Origin of the sequence: Peptoniphilus timonensis JC401, assembly GCF_000312025.1 — a bacterium.
GTDB lineage: Bacteria > Bacillota > Clostridia > Tissierellales > Peptoniphilaceae > Peptoniphilus_A > Peptoniphilus_A timonensis.
The window spans coordinates 212,201-227,570 of record NZ_HE978595.1; the positions used below are offsets into that span (position 1 = coordinate 212,201).

The following is a 15,370-nucleotide window of genomic DNA, read 5'->3' on the forward strand; positions in this document are numbered from 1 at the left end:
TTCCTTTAGTGTATAGATAGTAAGAGTATACTGCTGGAATTATTGCACCAAGAAAAAGTGGGACTAAAAATACAATTTCACTTTTTAAAAATACTGAAAGAATAAGACAAAGTCCAATTATTACAAAGCAAATTCCACCAAATCTGTGAGTTCTTCTCCAATTTTCATCGCTATTTAAGGTCCAAGGGAGTTTTATTCCCATGGTGTAATTTCTCCTAGTCTTTGGAAGATAGTTGCCAATGGCAATAAATAATAGTCCAACAAAAACTGGAATTATCACTGACACATTTACATCCCTTCCCAGTCCAACCATGACTGTTATAGTGTAGACCACTAGCATTATAGCTGGCATGGCAAGCTTGCTAAGTGTCATTAAGAAGTTCTTTTGCTTCTTATTTCTTGGATCGTTGTCAAGCATAAAGCACATGAAGATATTCATGACTACAAGAAATCCATGTGTCAATACCATGGCATCAAACTTTGAGCTGTAATCATCAGCTTGACCTTGGAAATTCCAGTGAGTTGGAAGCTCTGCTGGCATTTTGTTATAAAACAAGAGATTAAAAATTACTAAAATTGCAAGAGATGCAATTATTGAAATTATGCTGCTTTTTCTAAATCTAAATTTATTTTTCATCTGATCCTCCTTTAAAATTGGCAATCCATGTGAGTATTTCTTCAAAAACTGAAGTGTTTAGTTCATAATAAATATAGTTTTTTTCCTTGTGCTCGTAAATTAAATCCTGGTCCTTTAAAATTTTTAAGTGGTGGGAGATTGTAGCCTTAGATAAGTCAAATTTTTCTGCAATTTCTCCTGCATTCATGCGACCAGACTTTCTCAAAATATTTAATATTTCTAATCTCACAGGGTCAGACAAGGCCTTAAAGGTATTAGAAAATTTCACCTAATCCCTCCTTTTTTTAACCTATTTCGATAATTATCTAAATACTTAATTTAATTATATAAAATTTTTTCTCTCTGTCAAGACTATTTTGAAATTTATCTAAATAGTTTTTAATTCCAAAAATTTTTATATTTAAATAAATATTTTACTTTTATAATTTAGTTTTTGACTTATAATATTAAAAGACTTGTAATAATTTTATTTAAAGACAAATTATTTCTTTTCGTGAAATACTTTCCATTATGTGGTATAATTTTAGCTGGAAGGTGAAATTATGATTCAAAGTTTAGTCAAGGCAGCAAATGTTTTAGACATCTTAAAAAGTGAAAATAGAGAACTTACAATTGCAGAAATTTCTGAATTTTTAAATATACCACCAAGCACAGCTCACAGAATCTTATCCACGTTAATAGATGTTGGATATGTATCAAAGGACGAGAGAACCCACTTATATGGTCTAGGACCTGCACTTATTCCCTTGGGGATAAAGGCATCCTCAAAGTTAGATCCACAAGCTGTGGGAAAATTAATCTTAGAAAAGTTATCTGATCTTACAAGGGAAGATTCTTATTTTATAATCAAATCAGGAGATAAGGGTCTACTTCTTTCCAAGGCTGAAGGCAAGCATTCCCTAAAGATTGTGGAAAATTTTGGCATAGAAATTGATCTTCACAAGGGTGCTATTAGAAAAACTATCCTCGCTTTTCAATCTGATGACTATATTAATTATTACTTAAAAAGGGATCTTTCAGATTATTTAAATTCGCCAGTTGATAAGGACCAACTAAAGAAAGAGCTAATGCAAATAAAAAATCAAAAAATTTCTGTATCGGATTCAGAATATATTGATTCAGTTATTGGAATCGGTGCTCCAGTCTTTAATTATAAGGACCAACTTGTGGGATCAATTGGGGTTGTAATACCTAAGGAGAGAATCACAGAAGAATCTAAAAAAGAATATATGGAGGCAGTCAAGAGCTGCAGCGTTGAATTTTCCAAAAATTTAGGATATTCGGAAGCTTAAAGTTGTGTCAATCTGGCACAACTTTTTTTATTTGTTTAAATTTTTTATATTCTTAAAATTTTGTAATTTTTAAATTTTTTGATGAAGAATTTAAAATATAAAATTAAAATTCTCTTATTTTTTTATTTTATAATTTAGAGTTTTTAGAATAAAATCAAATTTTGGCATTTTTTTAATTTTATTTTTTATAAAATGCATAATAAAATCAAATTTTGATGTTTTTTTGATTTTATTGGAGGATTTATGGATTATTTATACACTTTATACTACAAAAATAAAAATGAATATGAAAAATTTATAAATCTAAGACTTGCTGCTGCAGGTCTTTTTTTATCAATAGCCTCTGTCTTTTAAAGGACTTAATAATTTGATAAAATGTAGCTAGGAGGTCATTATGCCAATACTTAGTTTAACAAATATAAAAAAATCCTACATTGATGAAGAAACTATTAAAGATGCAAACTTAATAGTTGAGGATAAGGATAAAATTGGCCTTATTGGAATCAACGGAAGTGGCAAGTCCACTCTTTTTAATATAATAACAGAAAATCTCTCCTACGATGATGGGGAAATTTTTAGAAAAAAAGATTTAAAAATCGCTTACTTAGAGCAACAATTAAGCCTTCATCAAGAAGGCTCTATTTATGATAATTGCCTTTCTATTTTTAAGGACTTAATTGAGCTTGAAAAAAATCTTAGAAAACAAGAACACATAATTGCAGAAAATCCAGACAACTTAGATGAAGAACTTGTGAAGTATCAAAGACTTCAAGATGAGTTTCACAAAAGGGATGGATATTCTTATAATTCAAAAATTAGGGGAACTTTAATAGGTTTGGGATTTTCAGAAGAGGACTTCTCCAAGGATATTTCCACTCTCTCTGGTGGACAAAAATCTCGTGTAGCTCTTGCCATGCTATTACTTCAAGATGCCGACCTACTTCTTTTAGACGAACCTACAAACCATCTTGACATTGATGCAATTTCTTGGCTAGAAAAATATTTAAAAGATATAGACAAGGCTATAATTGTCATAAGTCACGACAGATATTTTTTAAATAATATTGTATCTAAAATTGTCCTGCTGGAAAATGGAGCTACAAAAACTTATAAGGGCAACTACGATAACTATATGAGACAGAGAAAAAAGGATTTTGAAGTCTTAAAAAGACAATATGAAGATCAGCAAAAGGAAATAAAAAGACAAGAAGAAATTATAAAGAGGTATATGAATCTTGGCCGTGACAGATTTATAAAACAAGGAAAAAGTCGAAAGAAAATGCTAGACAAGATGCAAAAAATCGATATGCCTTCCTCAAACAAGAAAACAAAACTTTCCTTCACTCCTAAAAAAACTTCTGGCAGAGATGTTTTAGAAATTAAGGACCTCTCAAAATCTTTTGGAGATCACTTAGTATTTCACGATTTAAATGCCTTTGTCTACAAAAATGACAAAATCGGTTTAATCGGTCCCAATGGTGTGGGTAAATCCACCCTCTTTAAAATTATTGCAAAAGAAATTCAAGAGAGTTCTGGTGAAGTAAAAATTGGATCTAATGTCGATATAGCTTTCTTCTACCAAGAATTGGACAACTTGAGTCTTGATAAAACTGTCATGGACGAAATATGGGACGAGTTTCCAAAGCTTGAGCATTTTCAAATAAGAAAATATTTAGCTGAATTTCTCTTTGTTGGCGACGACATTTTTAAAAGTGTAGAAGAACTTTCTGGTGGAGAACGTGGAAGATTATCTCTTTTAAAAATTATGTTAAAGGGAGCAAACTTCCTTGTCCTTGACGAACCTACTAACCACCTTGACATTGATTCAAAGGAAATCCTTGAAGATGCTCTCTTAAAATATGAGGGCACAGTTTTATCTATATCTCACGACAGATACTTTTTAAATAAAACTGTGGATAAAATTTTTGAAATGAAAGAAGATGGAATCAACACTTTTCTTGGCAACTACGACTACTATCTTGAAAAGACAAGTGAGAGTGAGCCTGAAGAGGAAAATTTCAAGACAAAAACTGAAATTGAAAGAGAAAAAAGAGAAGAGAGAGAAGAACGCAAAAAAAATAAGGTCCTTCGCAAGAAAAAAGAAAAAGTTGAAAAAGAAATTTCTGAAATTGAAGAAAAGTTATCCACAATTGACTCTAAACTTGCAGACTCTAACACATACAGCGATTATCAACTAGCAAATGATTTATCAATAGAACGTGAAAGCCTTGCAAATACACTAGATGAGCTTTATGAAACTTGGATAGAATTAGAAGACTAACTAAAAAGTTATAAAATTTTTCTCCACAAGCCTACTTGTGATATAGACTTTATCCCCAAACTTATACACATTATCCACAAGTATATAAACATTTGTCTTGAAAAGTTCTGCACAATTCATGCACATTTTGAAAAAATTATCATAAAACAAGAAATATTTGTAATTTTACAAGATTTTTAAGGAAATTTTATAAAAATTATACAATCTTATCCACAATTTCATAAAAGTTATCAACTTTTGTGGGTAAAAAAAGAAAGAGCTGTGTAAAAGCTCTTTTTTTGTGCCTTCTATTAAAGTTTGTGGATTTGTAATTATTTTAAATTCTCTTTATCATATCCTCAGCTGGATCCAGAATTTCTATATCAGTAAGATCTTGAAAAACATCTTTCATGTAGGGAAAATGAGTACAAGCGAGAATTATCCCATCTGCCTTATTTTCCATGCCATTAAAAAATCCAAAGAGGTCTTTAAGATTTAACTTATCCACAATTTTTTCTGGAGAAGTCTTCTTTTCGATTTCTTCCACAAGATTTAAAAATCCAAGAGAAATTGTGTCTCTAAAGTAATTTTCTGAAAGAATCCTGTCAATTTCATGGGCTGATTTTGAATTTGCTGATAGGATTATTATCTTCTTATACTTTGTATCTAAATTTTTATAAAAATCCAAGGGACTTATAATTTGGATAGCTTGACGGCGAGATAGACTATTAATATCAACAGAAGCAGAAAGAGAATTGCAATAAATAAAAATTTTTTCTGCACCCATATTTTTGGCATCTCTTATTTTTTCTTCAACGATTTCTGTCAGCTCTTCTCTGGAATAATATTGAAGAAGAGATTGATCCTTTGGATTTTTGGAAATTGGATAAGCAATTGTTTCAAATCCTCTTGATTTCAAAAGTTCTTCACCCATTTTTGTGTCTGTGAAAGTGCCTGCAAATACTCCTATTTTCATATTACACTCCTTTAAAATAAATCCACTTTAATTTTTTCTCCAAGATTTTATATTTAATTTCTCTTTCCCTATAAATTTCTCCATCTATATTGTATAAAAATTCTCTATCTGATGAAATTGTTCCTTCTTTTGTGAGAATTTCCCTAATTCCACTTTTGCCAAGATGATTTCCCTTTCTATAGGCTAAAAATAATTTTATAATTTTAAAAGCCGTCATCTCTTCTGCCAAAATTAAATTTAAAAGTCCATCATCTAATCTAGCATCAGGTGCTGGATTAAATCCATTGCCATAGTAAGACCCATTACAAAGGGCAGAAACCAAAAATTTACCTGAAATTTTTATCTCTTGGTCTTTTTCATTTAGGGCAGAAATTTTTAAATTTACATTTTCTAAATTTTTTACACTTTTTACCACTCCATAAAGGTAAGCAAGTTTGCCATATAGTTTCTTTCTTTTTATAACATCATAGGTGTATTTTAAGACATTGGTGTCAAAACCAAGACTCGTCACATTTATGCAAATTTTATCGTTTACTTTTATTAGGTCAATTGGTGAAATTTCATAATCAAAAATATTTTCAATTTTAAAATTTTTATAATTAAAATTTCTAGAAAAATCATTTCCCGTCCCGCCAGGTATAAGTCCAAGGGCAGTGTCGCTTCCAGCCAGGACTCCTGCAACTTCAGACAAGGCTCCATCGCCAGATTTTATAAATAAAACATCGCCACCCCTATCTCTAAATTCCCTTGCAAAAGAAATAGTGTCGCCTTTTTTCTTTGTGATTTTCACTTCATCTTTATTAAAATAATTAAAAATATTTTTCTCAAATTCTCTGTCACGAGACCTTCCAGATTTGGAAGATATTATAAATAATTTTTTCATAATTTCACCACTTGTATTTTATTATATTAAATCTTAAAAAATTTTCCAATATTCTTCCATGAATTTGGGTAAAATAGCTTTGGAGGGATATTATGAAATGGCAAGGAAGAAGACAAAGTTCAAATGTATCAAAATCTAAGGGTGGTGGAGTTGCCCTTGGTGGCGGAGGCCTTATTCTCGCTCTTATAGTTTTTTTAATCACAGGAAGTCCTAGAGATGCTATTAGGACAGGGCTTGGTACTGGAAACCAAGGAACAAATCAAGAATACGAATTATCAGCAAAAGAGCAAGAGCTCTATGATTATTCTGCAGTAGTTTTGGCAGACACCGAAGACGCTTGGCACGAAATCTTAAGAGATGAAGGAATAGAATATAGAGAACCAAAATTGGAAATCTTTAAGGGTCAAGTAAAAAGTGGATGTGGAATTGCAAATTCAGGTATGGGACCTTTTTATTGCTCGAGAGACGAAACTCTTTATATGGATTTATCCTTTTATGACAGCTTAATAAAAGACTTTGGTGCAAAGGAAGGCGACTTCATCTTATCTTATGTTATAAGTCACGAAGTTGGACACCATGTACAAGAAGTAACAGGAATAATGAGTCAGTATCAAGAACTTGCAAGCAAAATGTCAGAAAAGGAAAGGAATGCTCTTACTGTAAGGCTTGAATTGCAAGCAGATTATCTCGCAGGAGTTGTGGCAAGATATCAAAAGGACAAGGGTTATCTTGATCCAGGCGACATGGAAGAAGCCATATCAACTGCTTGGTCTATTGGGGATGATGCAATTCAAAAGAAAGCACAAGGTTATGTTAGACCAGAATCCTTTACTCACGGCTCTAGTGAAGAAAGAGTTCGTTGGTATAAAAAAGGCTATGAAACTGGCAACTTATCACAGTGGGATACCTTTAATGCAAAAAATATATAAATTATAATGCCAACCTTAGGGTTGGTTTTTTATTGCTTAAAAAGTCATCTTAATTTATAATTTCTTTAAGCTATTTTATTTTAAGGACATAAAAAAATGGAAAAATACTACAAAAATCTAACAAAAATTTTATTTTTTATTATAAACCTTATTTTTTATAAGACTTCTATAGGAAGCCCCACTAGTGATAAGGAACTTTACATATTGATTTTTTCTATAATTTTGACATGTCGTCTAGATTTTCTACTTATAAATCTTTATCCCAAGAAAAATTATAAATATATTATTAGCAGCCTCCTTATACTTTTTAAGATTAGCCTTTCAATTTATTTTAGGGAATTTCATTCCTTTAATATCTTCGAAAGAATAGGACTTGCAAGAGAAGCTACTGGCGTAAGTTCAGTTATCTTTAAAGACTTTTCTTTTGCCTATCTCTTAATGATTTTGTTGGGCTTTGCCCTAATGTTTTTAATAAATAAATATTATGAGGAAGAAGATTTTAATAAAGAAATATTTTATAAAAAACTTGGAATCTTTTTTGCCCTTTTAATACTTCCAGGACTTTTTATAAAACCCATAAGACCAACTGAATTTTACACTTCTACTTTTCTAGGACCCATTTATTCGAAAATACAAGAAAGAAAAGATAAAAAGTCCTTAGAAAAAACTGACATAAAAAAATATTTTAGCTCTCGTCAATTAAAAAATAATGAATTTACTGGACTTGCAAAGGACAAAAACATAATCTTTATCCAATGTGAATCTTTACAAAATGCAGTCATAAATAAAAAATATAATAAAAAAGAAGTAACTCCTTTTTTAAATGAGCTTATAAATTCTAAAGGGTCTATTTACTTTGACAATTATTATGAACTTCTTGGATTTGGCAATACCTCTGATGCAGAATTTGTATCCATGTCTTCAGTTTATCCAAGTCTAAAGGGGCAAGCTTATTCAGTTTACGATGGTAAAACTTCCTATGCTCTTCCCACTCTTGCAAAGAAAATGGGCTACGAAAATATAGCTATGCACGGAAACACAGGAAAATTTTATAACAGAGAAAATATTTATCCAAAATTTTCCTTTGACCATGTTTTTCTCGGTGAAAGTTACGAGCAAAGTGACCAAGTTATAATTGGCTTATCTGACAAATCTTTCTTCGAGCAGTCTTTTAACTTTTTAAGAGAATTTGACAAGAAGGATCAAAAATTTTTTGCATTATTAGTTAGCATGTCCACTCACACTCCCTTTAACTTGCCAGAAAATTTAAGAAGCATAGAAAGAGAAAAAGATGATGACACAGAATTTGTCTACAACTATGTAAATTGTGCTAACTATACCGATAAGGCCTTAAAAGACTTTGTAGAAGAATTAAAAAAATCAGGCATCTTGGATAAAAGCATGCTTGTGATTTATGGTGATCACCACGCTTACACCTTAAACAACAAAAAAAATAAAGAATCCATGGAAAGATGGCTGGGAAGAGATGTAGATTTTGATGACATGATGAATATTCCCCTTATTATTTATCTGCCAGGCTATGAAAAAAATATAAAAAGAAATAATATTGGATCACAAGTTGATCTCTACCCCACAATTCTAAATTTAATGGGATGGGACAGGAGCAATATCCCATGTTTTGGCATTGACCTTTTGGGATCTGGCAAAGATGTTGATGAAAATGTAGTTTATCCTCAAACTTATCTTTTAAAGGGATCTTTTATCACTAAGGACAAACTCTTCGAATATTCTCGTGACGAAATTTTTGAAAATTCTAGATTTATTGATAGAAAAACTAGAAGACCTCTTCCTTTAGAAGCTGCAAAAAATGAAGCAGCTTGGGCAAAAATCTCCCTTGACTATTGTGAAAATTTAATGACAAATGACAATTTAAGAGAACTAATAGAAAAAAATAAAGAAGACTGAGAATTAATTTTCCCAAGTCTTCTTTTCTTTTTTTATCCTTATAATTCTAATTACTTCTAGGACAAACAAAATAAATATCCCAATAATAAATCCAGAAAGACTAAAATTATCAAAATTTAAGGGCAAATTTTTACCCACAGTTGTCGGTCCCATTATAATTGCAAAAAGAGAACCCATAATCATGCCGAGAATTAGATAAATCATCTTTTCTCTGTTTTTTCTCATCTTCTTTCTTATAATTCTTATGGACATAAATATTCCAAAGATAATGCCAAGGCTCATTACAATAATTGGAAAGATTTTTTCAAAATTAAATCTCATAATCTCTCCTAATGCCTCAACTACTGGAATATAAACTCCTGCTATTAAAAGAATTGATGAACCAGAAATCCCTGGCAAAACCATAGCAGAAATAGCAAAGGCTCCCGCAAAAAATAAGTAAATGTAGTCAAATATATTTGGATTTATAAGATCAAAATCTCCAATAAGTCTAGATTTTTCCCTAAAATAAACCAAAAAAACTACAATAATTATTCCAATAAAAATAAAATAAAAATCTTTTTTGTTTTCTCTTAAAATTTTCTTCTCACTTTGAATTAAAAAGGGAAGGGACATGAGAGTTAGTCCGAGAAAAACTGATGACATAAAATAAATTTCCCTTTGAAATAATTCTGACAGGAAAAAAATACTTAAAAAAAGTCCAAAAATCCAACCAAGCCCCAAATTAAAAAGGTACTTGAAAGAGTCCCATCTTTTTCCCATTTTCCCTTCAAAAAATTCGTGCAAATTATCTATGAATTTATCATAAAATCCCAAAATAAAGGCAATAGTACCGCCGCTTACACCAGGTACAGAATCGGCAAGGGCCATCATAATGCCATTAAAAATATTTATTAACATACTTCCTCCATTTATCTATGATAACACTTATGGATATATTTTATTATTTATTTGATTAAATTTAATAAATCTTTTCTAATAATGGGTATAATATGCCTAACAAAGTTTTAGGAGGAAATATGAAGAACATAAACGTAGACGAACCTGTAGCAAATCTCATTGAAAAATTTCCAAATTTAAAAAACATTTTAAAGGATTTAGGTTTTATTGAAATTACAAATCCCCTAACCCTTTCTACTGTTGGAAAAATGGTTTCAATAAAAAAAGGAGCCAAAATAAAAAATATAGACTTGGATTTAATTAAAGAGAAGTTGAGAGAAGAAGGCTTTAATCTAGTTGATGTTGAAAATGTTAGTGATGATTCCAAAGAAGATAATGATAGACTTAGTCTCTTAAAATCCTATATCGAAAGACTTTCTAAGGGCGAAGACTTGGAAGCTGTTAGAAGTGATTTTGTAAAAAATTTTAAGGATGTCTCTTCAAAGGAAATAGTTGATGCTGAACAAGAGCTAATTATGAGTGGCCTTCCCCTAGAAAAAGTCCAAAAACTTTGCGACATCCATTCTGCACTTTTCCACGAAAGTAATATTGTAGATGAGAGTCAAAAGGATTTGGAAAAAATTCCAGGTCATCCCCTAAATATCCTAAGTTCAGAAAATAGAAAAATTAAATTTTTAGCTGACGAAGTCAAAAATAGCAAAGACAAGTTAGCTAAGATAAGAGAGCTTTTAAAAATAAATTCTCATTACGGCAAAAAGGCTGGACTTATTTATCCCCTTTTGAAAACTAAATATGATATTATTGGTCCCAGTGATGTTATGTGGGCTGTCGATGATGAAATAAGAAGTGACCTGTCACATATTGTAAAAACAAATTCTTATAATGAGGAAAACTTAAATAAGGTTTTAGATAGGATCTATGAAATGATATATAAGGAAGAGAATATCCTCTTCCCACTTTTAAAAGAAAACTTCACAGAAGAAGAGTGGAATAAAATCTATGGCGACTTTGGAGAATATGGACTAGACCTAGTGGATGATGTCCCCCTTTGGAAGGACTACAAACCCAAAGAAATCCTACCAAAGGAAGAAAATTCTTATGGAAGTCTTGAATTCGAAACTGGAAGTTTAAAGATAAAGGAAGCCCTTCAAATTTTTAGGACCATTGATGTCGAGCTAACCTTTATAGATAAGGATGACTTTGTTAGGTATTATTCTGAGGGAAGGGACAAAATTTTTCCTAGACCTAAGTCTTGTTTAAATAGAGATGTAGCTTCTTGTCATCCTCCAAAAGTTGTTCCAATGGTGAAGTCCTTGCTTGATGATTTTAAGAGAAAGAAGAGAGATCGTTTAGTTATATGTAAAGACATTAAGGGAAAGAAAATCTTAGTTAAGTACCTTGCAGTTTATGATGAAGCTGGTGATTATCTGGGTACTTTGGAAACAGTTGAGGACATAAGCCACTACTAATGAAATGAAAAAAGAAGCCACATTGAAGTGACTCCTTTTTTTAATCTTCACATCCTATTACTTCATTGTAAAATTCCTCTGCCCTGTCTATGTAAATGTTAGATAGGCTTGCAAGGAAAATTGGTGTGCAGAGGAAGAAAGCAACAAAAGCCATAACCATGCCATTAAAAATATTTATTAATATATTTCCTCCAGTCCTTTTATGATAACACTTAATTTTTAAAAATTATAAAATCCTGGAAATTTTTACAAATATTTAATAATTTTTATTATTAGTAAATTTTTTTTATTTTGTGGCAATATGCTATAATTAAATTAAGAAATTAAAATATATTTATATTTTCTAGCGAAAATTATTTAAGATTAATTCCAAAAGGAGGAAAAATGAAATACAAAGATATTATAGAAGACTTAGTTTGGACAGTACTTGGTGTCATACTTGTAACTTGGACAAAGGATCCTTTTTTAAGTATTTTTATTCTTTTAATACTTCTTGTGATTTATAAATTAATTAGAGCTTTTTTTTCTAAATAATCTAACTTTCTACATAAAAAAATCCACTACATTAAGTAGTGGATTTTTTATAAGCCTTATATAACTTCTGTATCTTCTTTCATGTCATCATAAATACCTTCGATATTGTCCAAGTATATATCAGAGAGCCTTGCAATATAGTTTGGCCCCATAATAACAGCTGCAATTGCTGCAACTACCAAGGCAATAAAAGATATTGTTAAAATCCCTGACATACTTTTTGCAGGTATTATTATAATAATTGCCACAATTAAAGAAATAATTGTAACCTTAAAAACCTTTAAACCCATTATAAAAGTTTCAGAAAATAGTTTAAATCCTAATTTAATTATAAGTTTTAAACACTTAAAAAATGGCAAATCTCTATATCTCATATCTGCCATAACAAAATTTGAATAAGCAAAAATAAGTGAAAGAAATACTGTAACCAAAATATATAAAATTGAAATGAATACAATTCCTCTCATTCCAGCTGCAGCAAGATCAGATCCAGTTAATGAAGTTAAAGCTGAAAAAATAAGCGCAGCTGCACTTATAAGACTAACTAAAATATTCATCAAGAAGACTTTTCCCGTCATTGTCTTTATTCCTCTAAAATACTCGCTAAAGCTACCTTCTCTATTATATAAAAGACCTCTACAAATTATGTAATTAATAATCCAAGCAAATATCGTTCCAATTACAGTAAGATTTCCATCATAAATATTTTCAAAAACCCCAGCTATAATTCCACTTAAAATCATTAAAAGGATAACTGAACCGTAATTAAATTTTCTCATTGTGACCTCCTATCTATGTCTGTTTTTATTTTAACACAAAATATATTTTAAAAACGAAAAAGCCACTGTAAAAAGTGGCATTTTTTTTGATTTTTAATTTTCTTCTTCTATTACTTCTCTATAAATTTCTTCAGATCTTTCTACATAAATATCAGAAATTCTCGCACTATAAGTTGGTTGACACAAGAAAAATCCAATAGCTGATATTACTCCAAAAAATATTGCTAAGATAGTAAGAGCCTCCATCCCTTGTAGAACAAAAATTAGCGAAATGAAAGTAACTACACCACATATTAGACTTATCTTAAAGACATCTAAAGCAGTCATAAAAGTTTCTTGAAATAATTTTGTTCCTGCCTTTACTATGAGTTTTAGACTGTCAAAAAAGGAAAGGTCCCTGTATCTCTCGTCTGCCATGAATAAATTTAAATAGGCAAAAATAAGGGATAGAAAAACTGTCACTAAAGAAAATAAAATTACTAAACTTGTTAGTACCTTTGGGTTACTGACTTCGTAGTTATTAGTAAGTAAAAATCCTGCACCAGACAAAAGCATTGCCAAAGTAAGTAGGGCAACAGTTATTGCTCCCACTAAAAAATTCATTAAAAATACCTTGCCTGTCATAGTTTTTATTCCCCTAAAATATTCAGAAAAGCTTCCTTCTCTATTATAAAGAAGTCCTCTGCAAATTATGTAATCAGCTATAAAAGAGACAATCCCTCCAAGAACTGATAAATTGCCGTCAAAAATATTTTGCACGAACCCAACGATTATTGAACTTACAATAAGTATTAAAATAATTGAGCCATAGTTGTATTTTCTCACAATATCATCTCCTTGATCTTTTAAACAAGTATAACACAAATAATTATATCAATAAATAATTCCCACTAACTATTCTAACTTGTTAAATAATTAAAATTATACTTTAATTTATGCCAATATTAAAATTCAAAAGCTTTTATAAAAATTTTTCTTTGGGGTATAATAAAAATAGGCGATACATAAAGGAGGAAGACATGAAAAAAATATTTGGTGCTTTAGTTGCAAACTTTTTATCATTTTATTTATTAGATTTAATGTTTAGCAATATATATTTTCAAAAAACAAGTGCCTTTGTGGCTATGGCAATAATCTTTTCACTGGTAAACTTGACAATAAAACCAATCCTAAAGGTTTTGTCATTTCCAATAACAGTTGTGACTTTGGGTTTATTTTCCCTAGTTGTAAACGCAGTAGTCTTGGAAATTGCCTTTAACTTAGTTTCAACTGCATCCATAGGAAGTTTTGGAACAGCTTTTTGGGCATCTATAGTCCTAAGTTTTATTAACAGTGCAATAAGAGAACTTTTAAGCAAAAACTTTAAGTAAAAAAATCCGCAGTTGTGAACAGACACGACTGCGGTTTTCTTTTCTAAAATATCAATAAATAACTAAATTGTCCCCATCCATATACATATAGAAAGTGTCGTAGTCTTCTTCTGGGCTGCCCTTTAGAGAATAAATAAAATCATCTATCTTATCCATTACATCCTGATTGATTTCTAAATCATCGTACAAAAAATTAATTCCCTCAACTATAATTTTATTTTTTGATGCCATATTAAGCTCCTTTCATATCTTCTCATTATAAAAATAACTTAATAGGAGAAAATATTATATTGAGTTTTTCTTTCTATAATTATTAAAAAAATCCTGAAGCCTATTACAACTTCAGGATTTTAATTAACGATATTTTAAAACTTCAGTGGCAAGTTCAAGCATTTCTATTGCAACATTGAAATTTTCACCAAAAAGGTCAAAAACTGCATCTTCAGAAAGAACTCCACATGGAAGATCTTCTGGAAGTTCTCCCCTGTCATATCTTTCCAAGTCTTCAAAATAAACTTCAGAACTATAATAATCGCTAAGTTTTCTATATTCCTCTTGATGAGCCTCAAACTTTTCAATTGCGCCCCTTAGATTTTCAATTAAATCGTTGTGATCATTTAAAATCTTTTCCATCTCAGTAATTCTCTTAACAGGATCCATAATGTCCTCCTTTTAATAATAAGATAAATCTTCTGCGTCTTTAATTATAATACAAAAATAGACTTATAAAAAGAAAAAATCAAAGTTCATATAGAAAAATCAGCTTTAAAATTTTAGATTTCCACTACTTCTCTATCGCCAGCAAAGGTTGAAAATACTGCTTTTCCTTCTTTAAGATATAGGACAGTCATTTTGCCATCGTCTGCATAGTACATATTTTCAAGAGCTTTTTTATTTTGATTAATCATTTCTTCTCTTACTTCTTTCCTGTCATCTTCCTCAAGAACAGCACTAAGCCTTATCCAAGTTTTCCCATCAAAGGCAGAAATTTCTACTTTTGGATTTTTCTTAATTTGTTTATAAACTTCTTTTTCTTTTGAAGTTACAATATAAATTTTATCCTCAATCTTTGCAAGAGCACCAAGTGGTCTAACTCTAGCTTGATCATTATCTATTGTTGCAAGATAAAAAACTCCAACTTTTTTTAAGTAATCATAAATTTTATTCACAAAAATCCTCTTTTATTGTTTCTTACCCCAAGAGTCCTCTTTAACACAAATCTTACTAGTCTTTAAAATAAAAATAGGAGAAGCCCTAAGCTCCTCCTAAAATTTTAATTTTATCAGTCTTCTTTAAAGAATTCTACACCTGCAGTGAATATATCTTCAAGTTCCATGTCAAATATGTTTTTAAAAGTATTTTCAACAAATCTTTCGCTGTGACCCATCTTTCCTAAGATCTTTCCATCTTCTGAC

The 15,370-nt window shown here is 30.3% G+C and carries 17 protein-coding genes; 7 read left to right on the forward strand and 10 right to left on the reverse strand.

Annotated features, from left to right (window positions below; all coding sequences use genetic code 11):
* Together HGPT_RS06290 and HGPT_RS06295 are read right to left on the reverse strand one after the other, a co-directional pair.
* The coding region (locus HGPT_RS06290; protein WP_019138993.1) for an SdpI family protein at nt 1-637 on the reverse strand (637 nt) is incomplete at its 3' end.
* Nucleotides 627-905: an autorepressor SdpR family transcription factor gene (locus HGPT_RS06295; RefSeq protein ID WP_019138994.1), complete on the reverse strand. Its 279-nt coding sequence runs from the start codon at nt 903-905 to the stop codon at nt 627-629. The genes HGPT_RS06295 and HGPT_RS06290, both read right to left, overlap by 11 nt.
* Nucleotides 906-1,179: 274 nt before the next feature.
* Here HGPT_RS06295 and HGPT_RS06300 point away from each other — a divergent pair, with 274 nt between their 5' ends.
* Together HGPT_RS06300 and HGPT_RS06305 are read left to right on the forward strand one after the other, a co-directional pair.
* Nucleotides 1,180-1,929, forward strand: a complete 750-nt coding sequence (locus HGPT_RS06300) for an IclR family transcriptional regulator (RefSeq protein ID WP_019138995.1) — start codon at nt 1,180-1,182, stop codon at nt 1,927-1,929.
* Nucleotides 1,930-2,323: 394 nt separating this feature from the next.
* Nucleotides 2,324-4,210, forward strand: coding sequence for an ABC-F family ATP-binding cassette domain-containing protein (locus tag HGPT_RS06305; RefSeq protein WP_019138997.1), 1,887 nt, complete (start codon nt 2,324-2,326; stop codon nt 4,208-4,210).
* Nucleotides 4,211-4,526: 316 nt separating this feature from the next.
* Here the strand turns inward: HGPT_RS06305 and HGPT_RS06310 are convergent, their stop codons facing one another.
* Both HGPT_RS06310 and HGPT_RS06315 read right to left on the reverse strand, forming a co-directional pair.
* The gene (locus HGPT_RS06310) at nt 4,527-5,165 is read right to left on the reverse strand and encodes an aspartate/glutamate racemase family protein (RefSeq protein WP_019138998.1); all 639 of its coding nucleotides are present in this window, start codon (nt 5,163-5,165) and stop codon (nt 4,527-4,529) included.
* Between the two features lies 1 nt (nt 5,166).
* Nucleotides 5,167-6,048 (reverse strand): diacylglycerol/lipid kinase family protein, encoded by an 882-nt coding sequence (locus HGPT_RS06315; RefSeq protein ID WP_019138999.1) that lies wholly within the window; start codon nt 6,046-6,048, stop codon nt 5,167-5,169.
* A 92-nt stretch (nt 6,049-6,140) separates the two neighbouring features.
* On the opposite strand from HGPT_RS06315, the gene ypfJ reads away from it, so the two are divergent.
* Nucleotides 6,141-6,977 (forward strand): KPN_02809 family neutral zinc metallopeptidase, encoded by an 837-nt coding sequence (gene ypfJ, locus HGPT_RS06320; RefSeq protein WP_019139000.1) that lies wholly within the window; start codon nt 6,141-6,143, stop codon nt 6,975-6,977.
* A gap of 96 nt (nt 6,978-7,073) precedes the next feature.
* On the forward strand, nt 7,074-8,903 hold the full coding sequence (locus HGPT_RS06325) for an LTA synthase family protein (protein WP_019139001.1): 1,830 nt from the start codon (nt 7,074-7,076) through the stop codon (nt 8,901-8,903).
* A 3-nt stretch (nt 8,904-8,906) separates the two neighbouring features.
* Here the strand turns inward: HGPT_RS06325 and HGPT_RS06330 are convergent, their stop codons facing one another.
* Nucleotides 8,907-9,803, reverse strand: a complete 897-nt coding sequence (locus HGPT_RS06330; protein ID WP_019139002.1) for a DUF368 domain-containing protein — start codon at nt 9,801-9,803, stop codon at nt 8,907-8,909.
* Between the two features lie 119 nt (nt 9,804-9,922).
* Between HGPT_RS06330 and HGPT_RS06335 the strand changes: the two genes are divergently transcribed.
* On the forward strand, nt 9,923-11,272 hold the full coding sequence (locus HGPT_RS06335; RefSeq protein ID WP_019139003.1) for a DUF438 domain-containing protein: 1,350 nt from the start codon (nt 9,923-9,925) through the stop codon (nt 11,270-11,272).
* A 384-nt stretch (nt 11,273-11,656) separates the two neighbouring features.
* Nucleotides 11,657-11,806, forward strand: a complete 150-nt coding sequence (locus HGPT_RS09040; RefSeq protein ID WP_019139005.1) for a hypothetical protein — start codon at nt 11,657-11,659, stop codon at nt 11,804-11,806.
* A gap of 56 nt (nt 11,807-11,862) precedes the next feature.
* Here the strand turns inward: HGPT_RS09040 and HGPT_RS06340 are convergent, their stop codons facing one another.
* Together HGPT_RS06340 and HGPT_RS06345 are read right to left on the reverse strand one after the other, a co-directional pair.
* Entirely contained in the window at nt 11,863-12,585 is a 723-nt protein-coding gene (locus HGPT_RS06340; RefSeq protein ID WP_019139006.1) for a hypothetical protein, read from the reverse strand.
* 93 nt (nt 12,586-12,678) lie between these two features.
* Entirely contained in the window at nt 12,679-13,410 is a 732-nt protein-coding gene (locus HGPT_RS06345) for a hypothetical protein (RefSeq protein ID WP_019139007.1), read from the reverse strand.
* A 194-nt stretch (nt 13,411-13,604) separates the two neighbouring features.
* On the opposite strand from HGPT_RS06345, the gene HGPT_RS06350 reads away from it, so the two are divergent.
* A complete protein-coding gene (locus HGPT_RS06350) occupies nt 13,605-13,955 on the forward strand; it encodes a phage holin family protein (RefSeq protein ID WP_019139008.1) in 351 nt (116 codons plus the stop codon).
* 51 nt (nt 13,956-14,006) lie between these two features.
* Here the strand turns inward: HGPT_RS06350 and HGPT_RS06355 are convergent, their stop codons facing one another.
* The 3 genes from HGPT_RS06355 to HGPT_RS06365 form a co-directional block, all read right to left on the reverse strand.
* On the reverse strand, nt 14,007-14,186 hold the full coding sequence (locus tag HGPT_RS06355) for a hypothetical protein (protein ID WP_019139009.1): 180 nt from the start codon (nt 14,184-14,186) through the stop codon (nt 14,007-14,009).
* A gap of 123 nt (nt 14,187-14,309) precedes the next feature.
* Complete coding sequence (locus tag HGPT_RS06360) at nt 14,310-14,615, reverse strand: DUF4298 domain-containing protein (protein WP_019139010.1); 306 nt, start codon at nt 14,613-14,615, stop codon at nt 14,310-14,312.
* 113 nt (nt 14,616-14,728) lie between these two features.
* The gene (locus tag HGPT_RS06365) at nt 14,729-15,124 is read right to left on the reverse strand and encodes a pyridoxamine 5'-phosphate oxidase family protein (protein ID WP_019139011.1); all 396 of its coding nucleotides are present in this window, start codon (nt 15,122-15,124) and stop codon (nt 14,729-14,731) included.
* Nucleotides 15,125-15,370: the final 246 nt, after the last annotated feature.

What these genes read in the sequence shown, in the direction of transcription:
- HGPT_RS06350 (WP_019139008.1), top strand. Translation starts at nt 13,605, where the DNA reads ATGAAAAAAATATTTGGTGCTTTAGTTGCAAACTTTTTATCATTTTAT.
- HGPT_RS06340 (WP_019139006.1), bottom strand. Translation starts at nt 12,585, where the DNA reads ATGAGAAAATTTAATTACGGTTCAGTTATCCTTTTAATGATTTTAAGT.
- HGPT_RS06325 (WP_019139001.1), top strand. Translation starts at nt 7,074, where the DNA reads ATGGAAAAATACTACAAAAATCTAACAAAAATTTTATTTTTTATTATA.
- HGPT_RS06300 (WP_019138995.1), top strand. Translation starts at nt 1,180, where the DNA reads ATGATTCAAAGTTTAGTCAAGGCAGCAAATGTTTTAGACATCTTAAAA.
- HGPT_RS09040 (WP_019139005.1), top strand. Translation starts at nt 11,657, where the DNA reads ATGAAATACAAAGATATTATAGAAGACTTAGTTTGGACAGTACTTGGT.
- HGPT_RS06360 (WP_019139010.1), bottom strand. Translation starts at nt 14,615, where the DNA reads ATGGATCCTGTTAAGAGAATTACTGAGATGGAAAAGATTTTAAATGAT.
- HGPT_RS06355 (WP_019139009.1), bottom strand. Translation starts at nt 14,186, where the DNA reads ATGGCATCAAAAAATAAAATTATAGTTGAGGGAATTAATTTTTTGTAC.
- HGPT_RS06330 (WP_019139002.1), bottom strand. Translation starts at nt 9,803, where the DNA reads ATGTTAATAAATATTTTTAATGGCATTATGATGGCCCTTGCCGATTCT.
- ypfJ (WP_019139000.1), top strand. Translation starts at nt 6,141, where the DNA reads ATGAAATGGCAAGGAAGAAGACAAAGTTCAAATGTATCAAAATCTAAG.
- HGPT_RS06335 (WP_019139003.1), top strand. Translation starts at nt 9,923, where the DNA reads ATGAAGAACATAAACGTAGACGAACCTGTAGCAAATCTCATTGAAAAA.
- HGPT_RS06315 (WP_019138999.1), bottom strand. Translation starts at nt 6,048, where the DNA reads ATGAAAAAATTATTTATAATATCTTCCAAATCTGGAAGGTCTCGTGAC.
- HGPT_RS06305 (WP_019138997.1), top strand. Translation starts at nt 2,324, where the DNA reads ATGCCAATACTTAGTTTAACAAATATAAAAAAATCCTACATTGATGAA.
- HGPT_RS06310 (WP_019138998.1), bottom strand. Translation starts at nt 5,165, where the DNA reads ATGAAAATAGGAGTATTTGCAGGCACTTTCACAGACACAAAAATGGGT.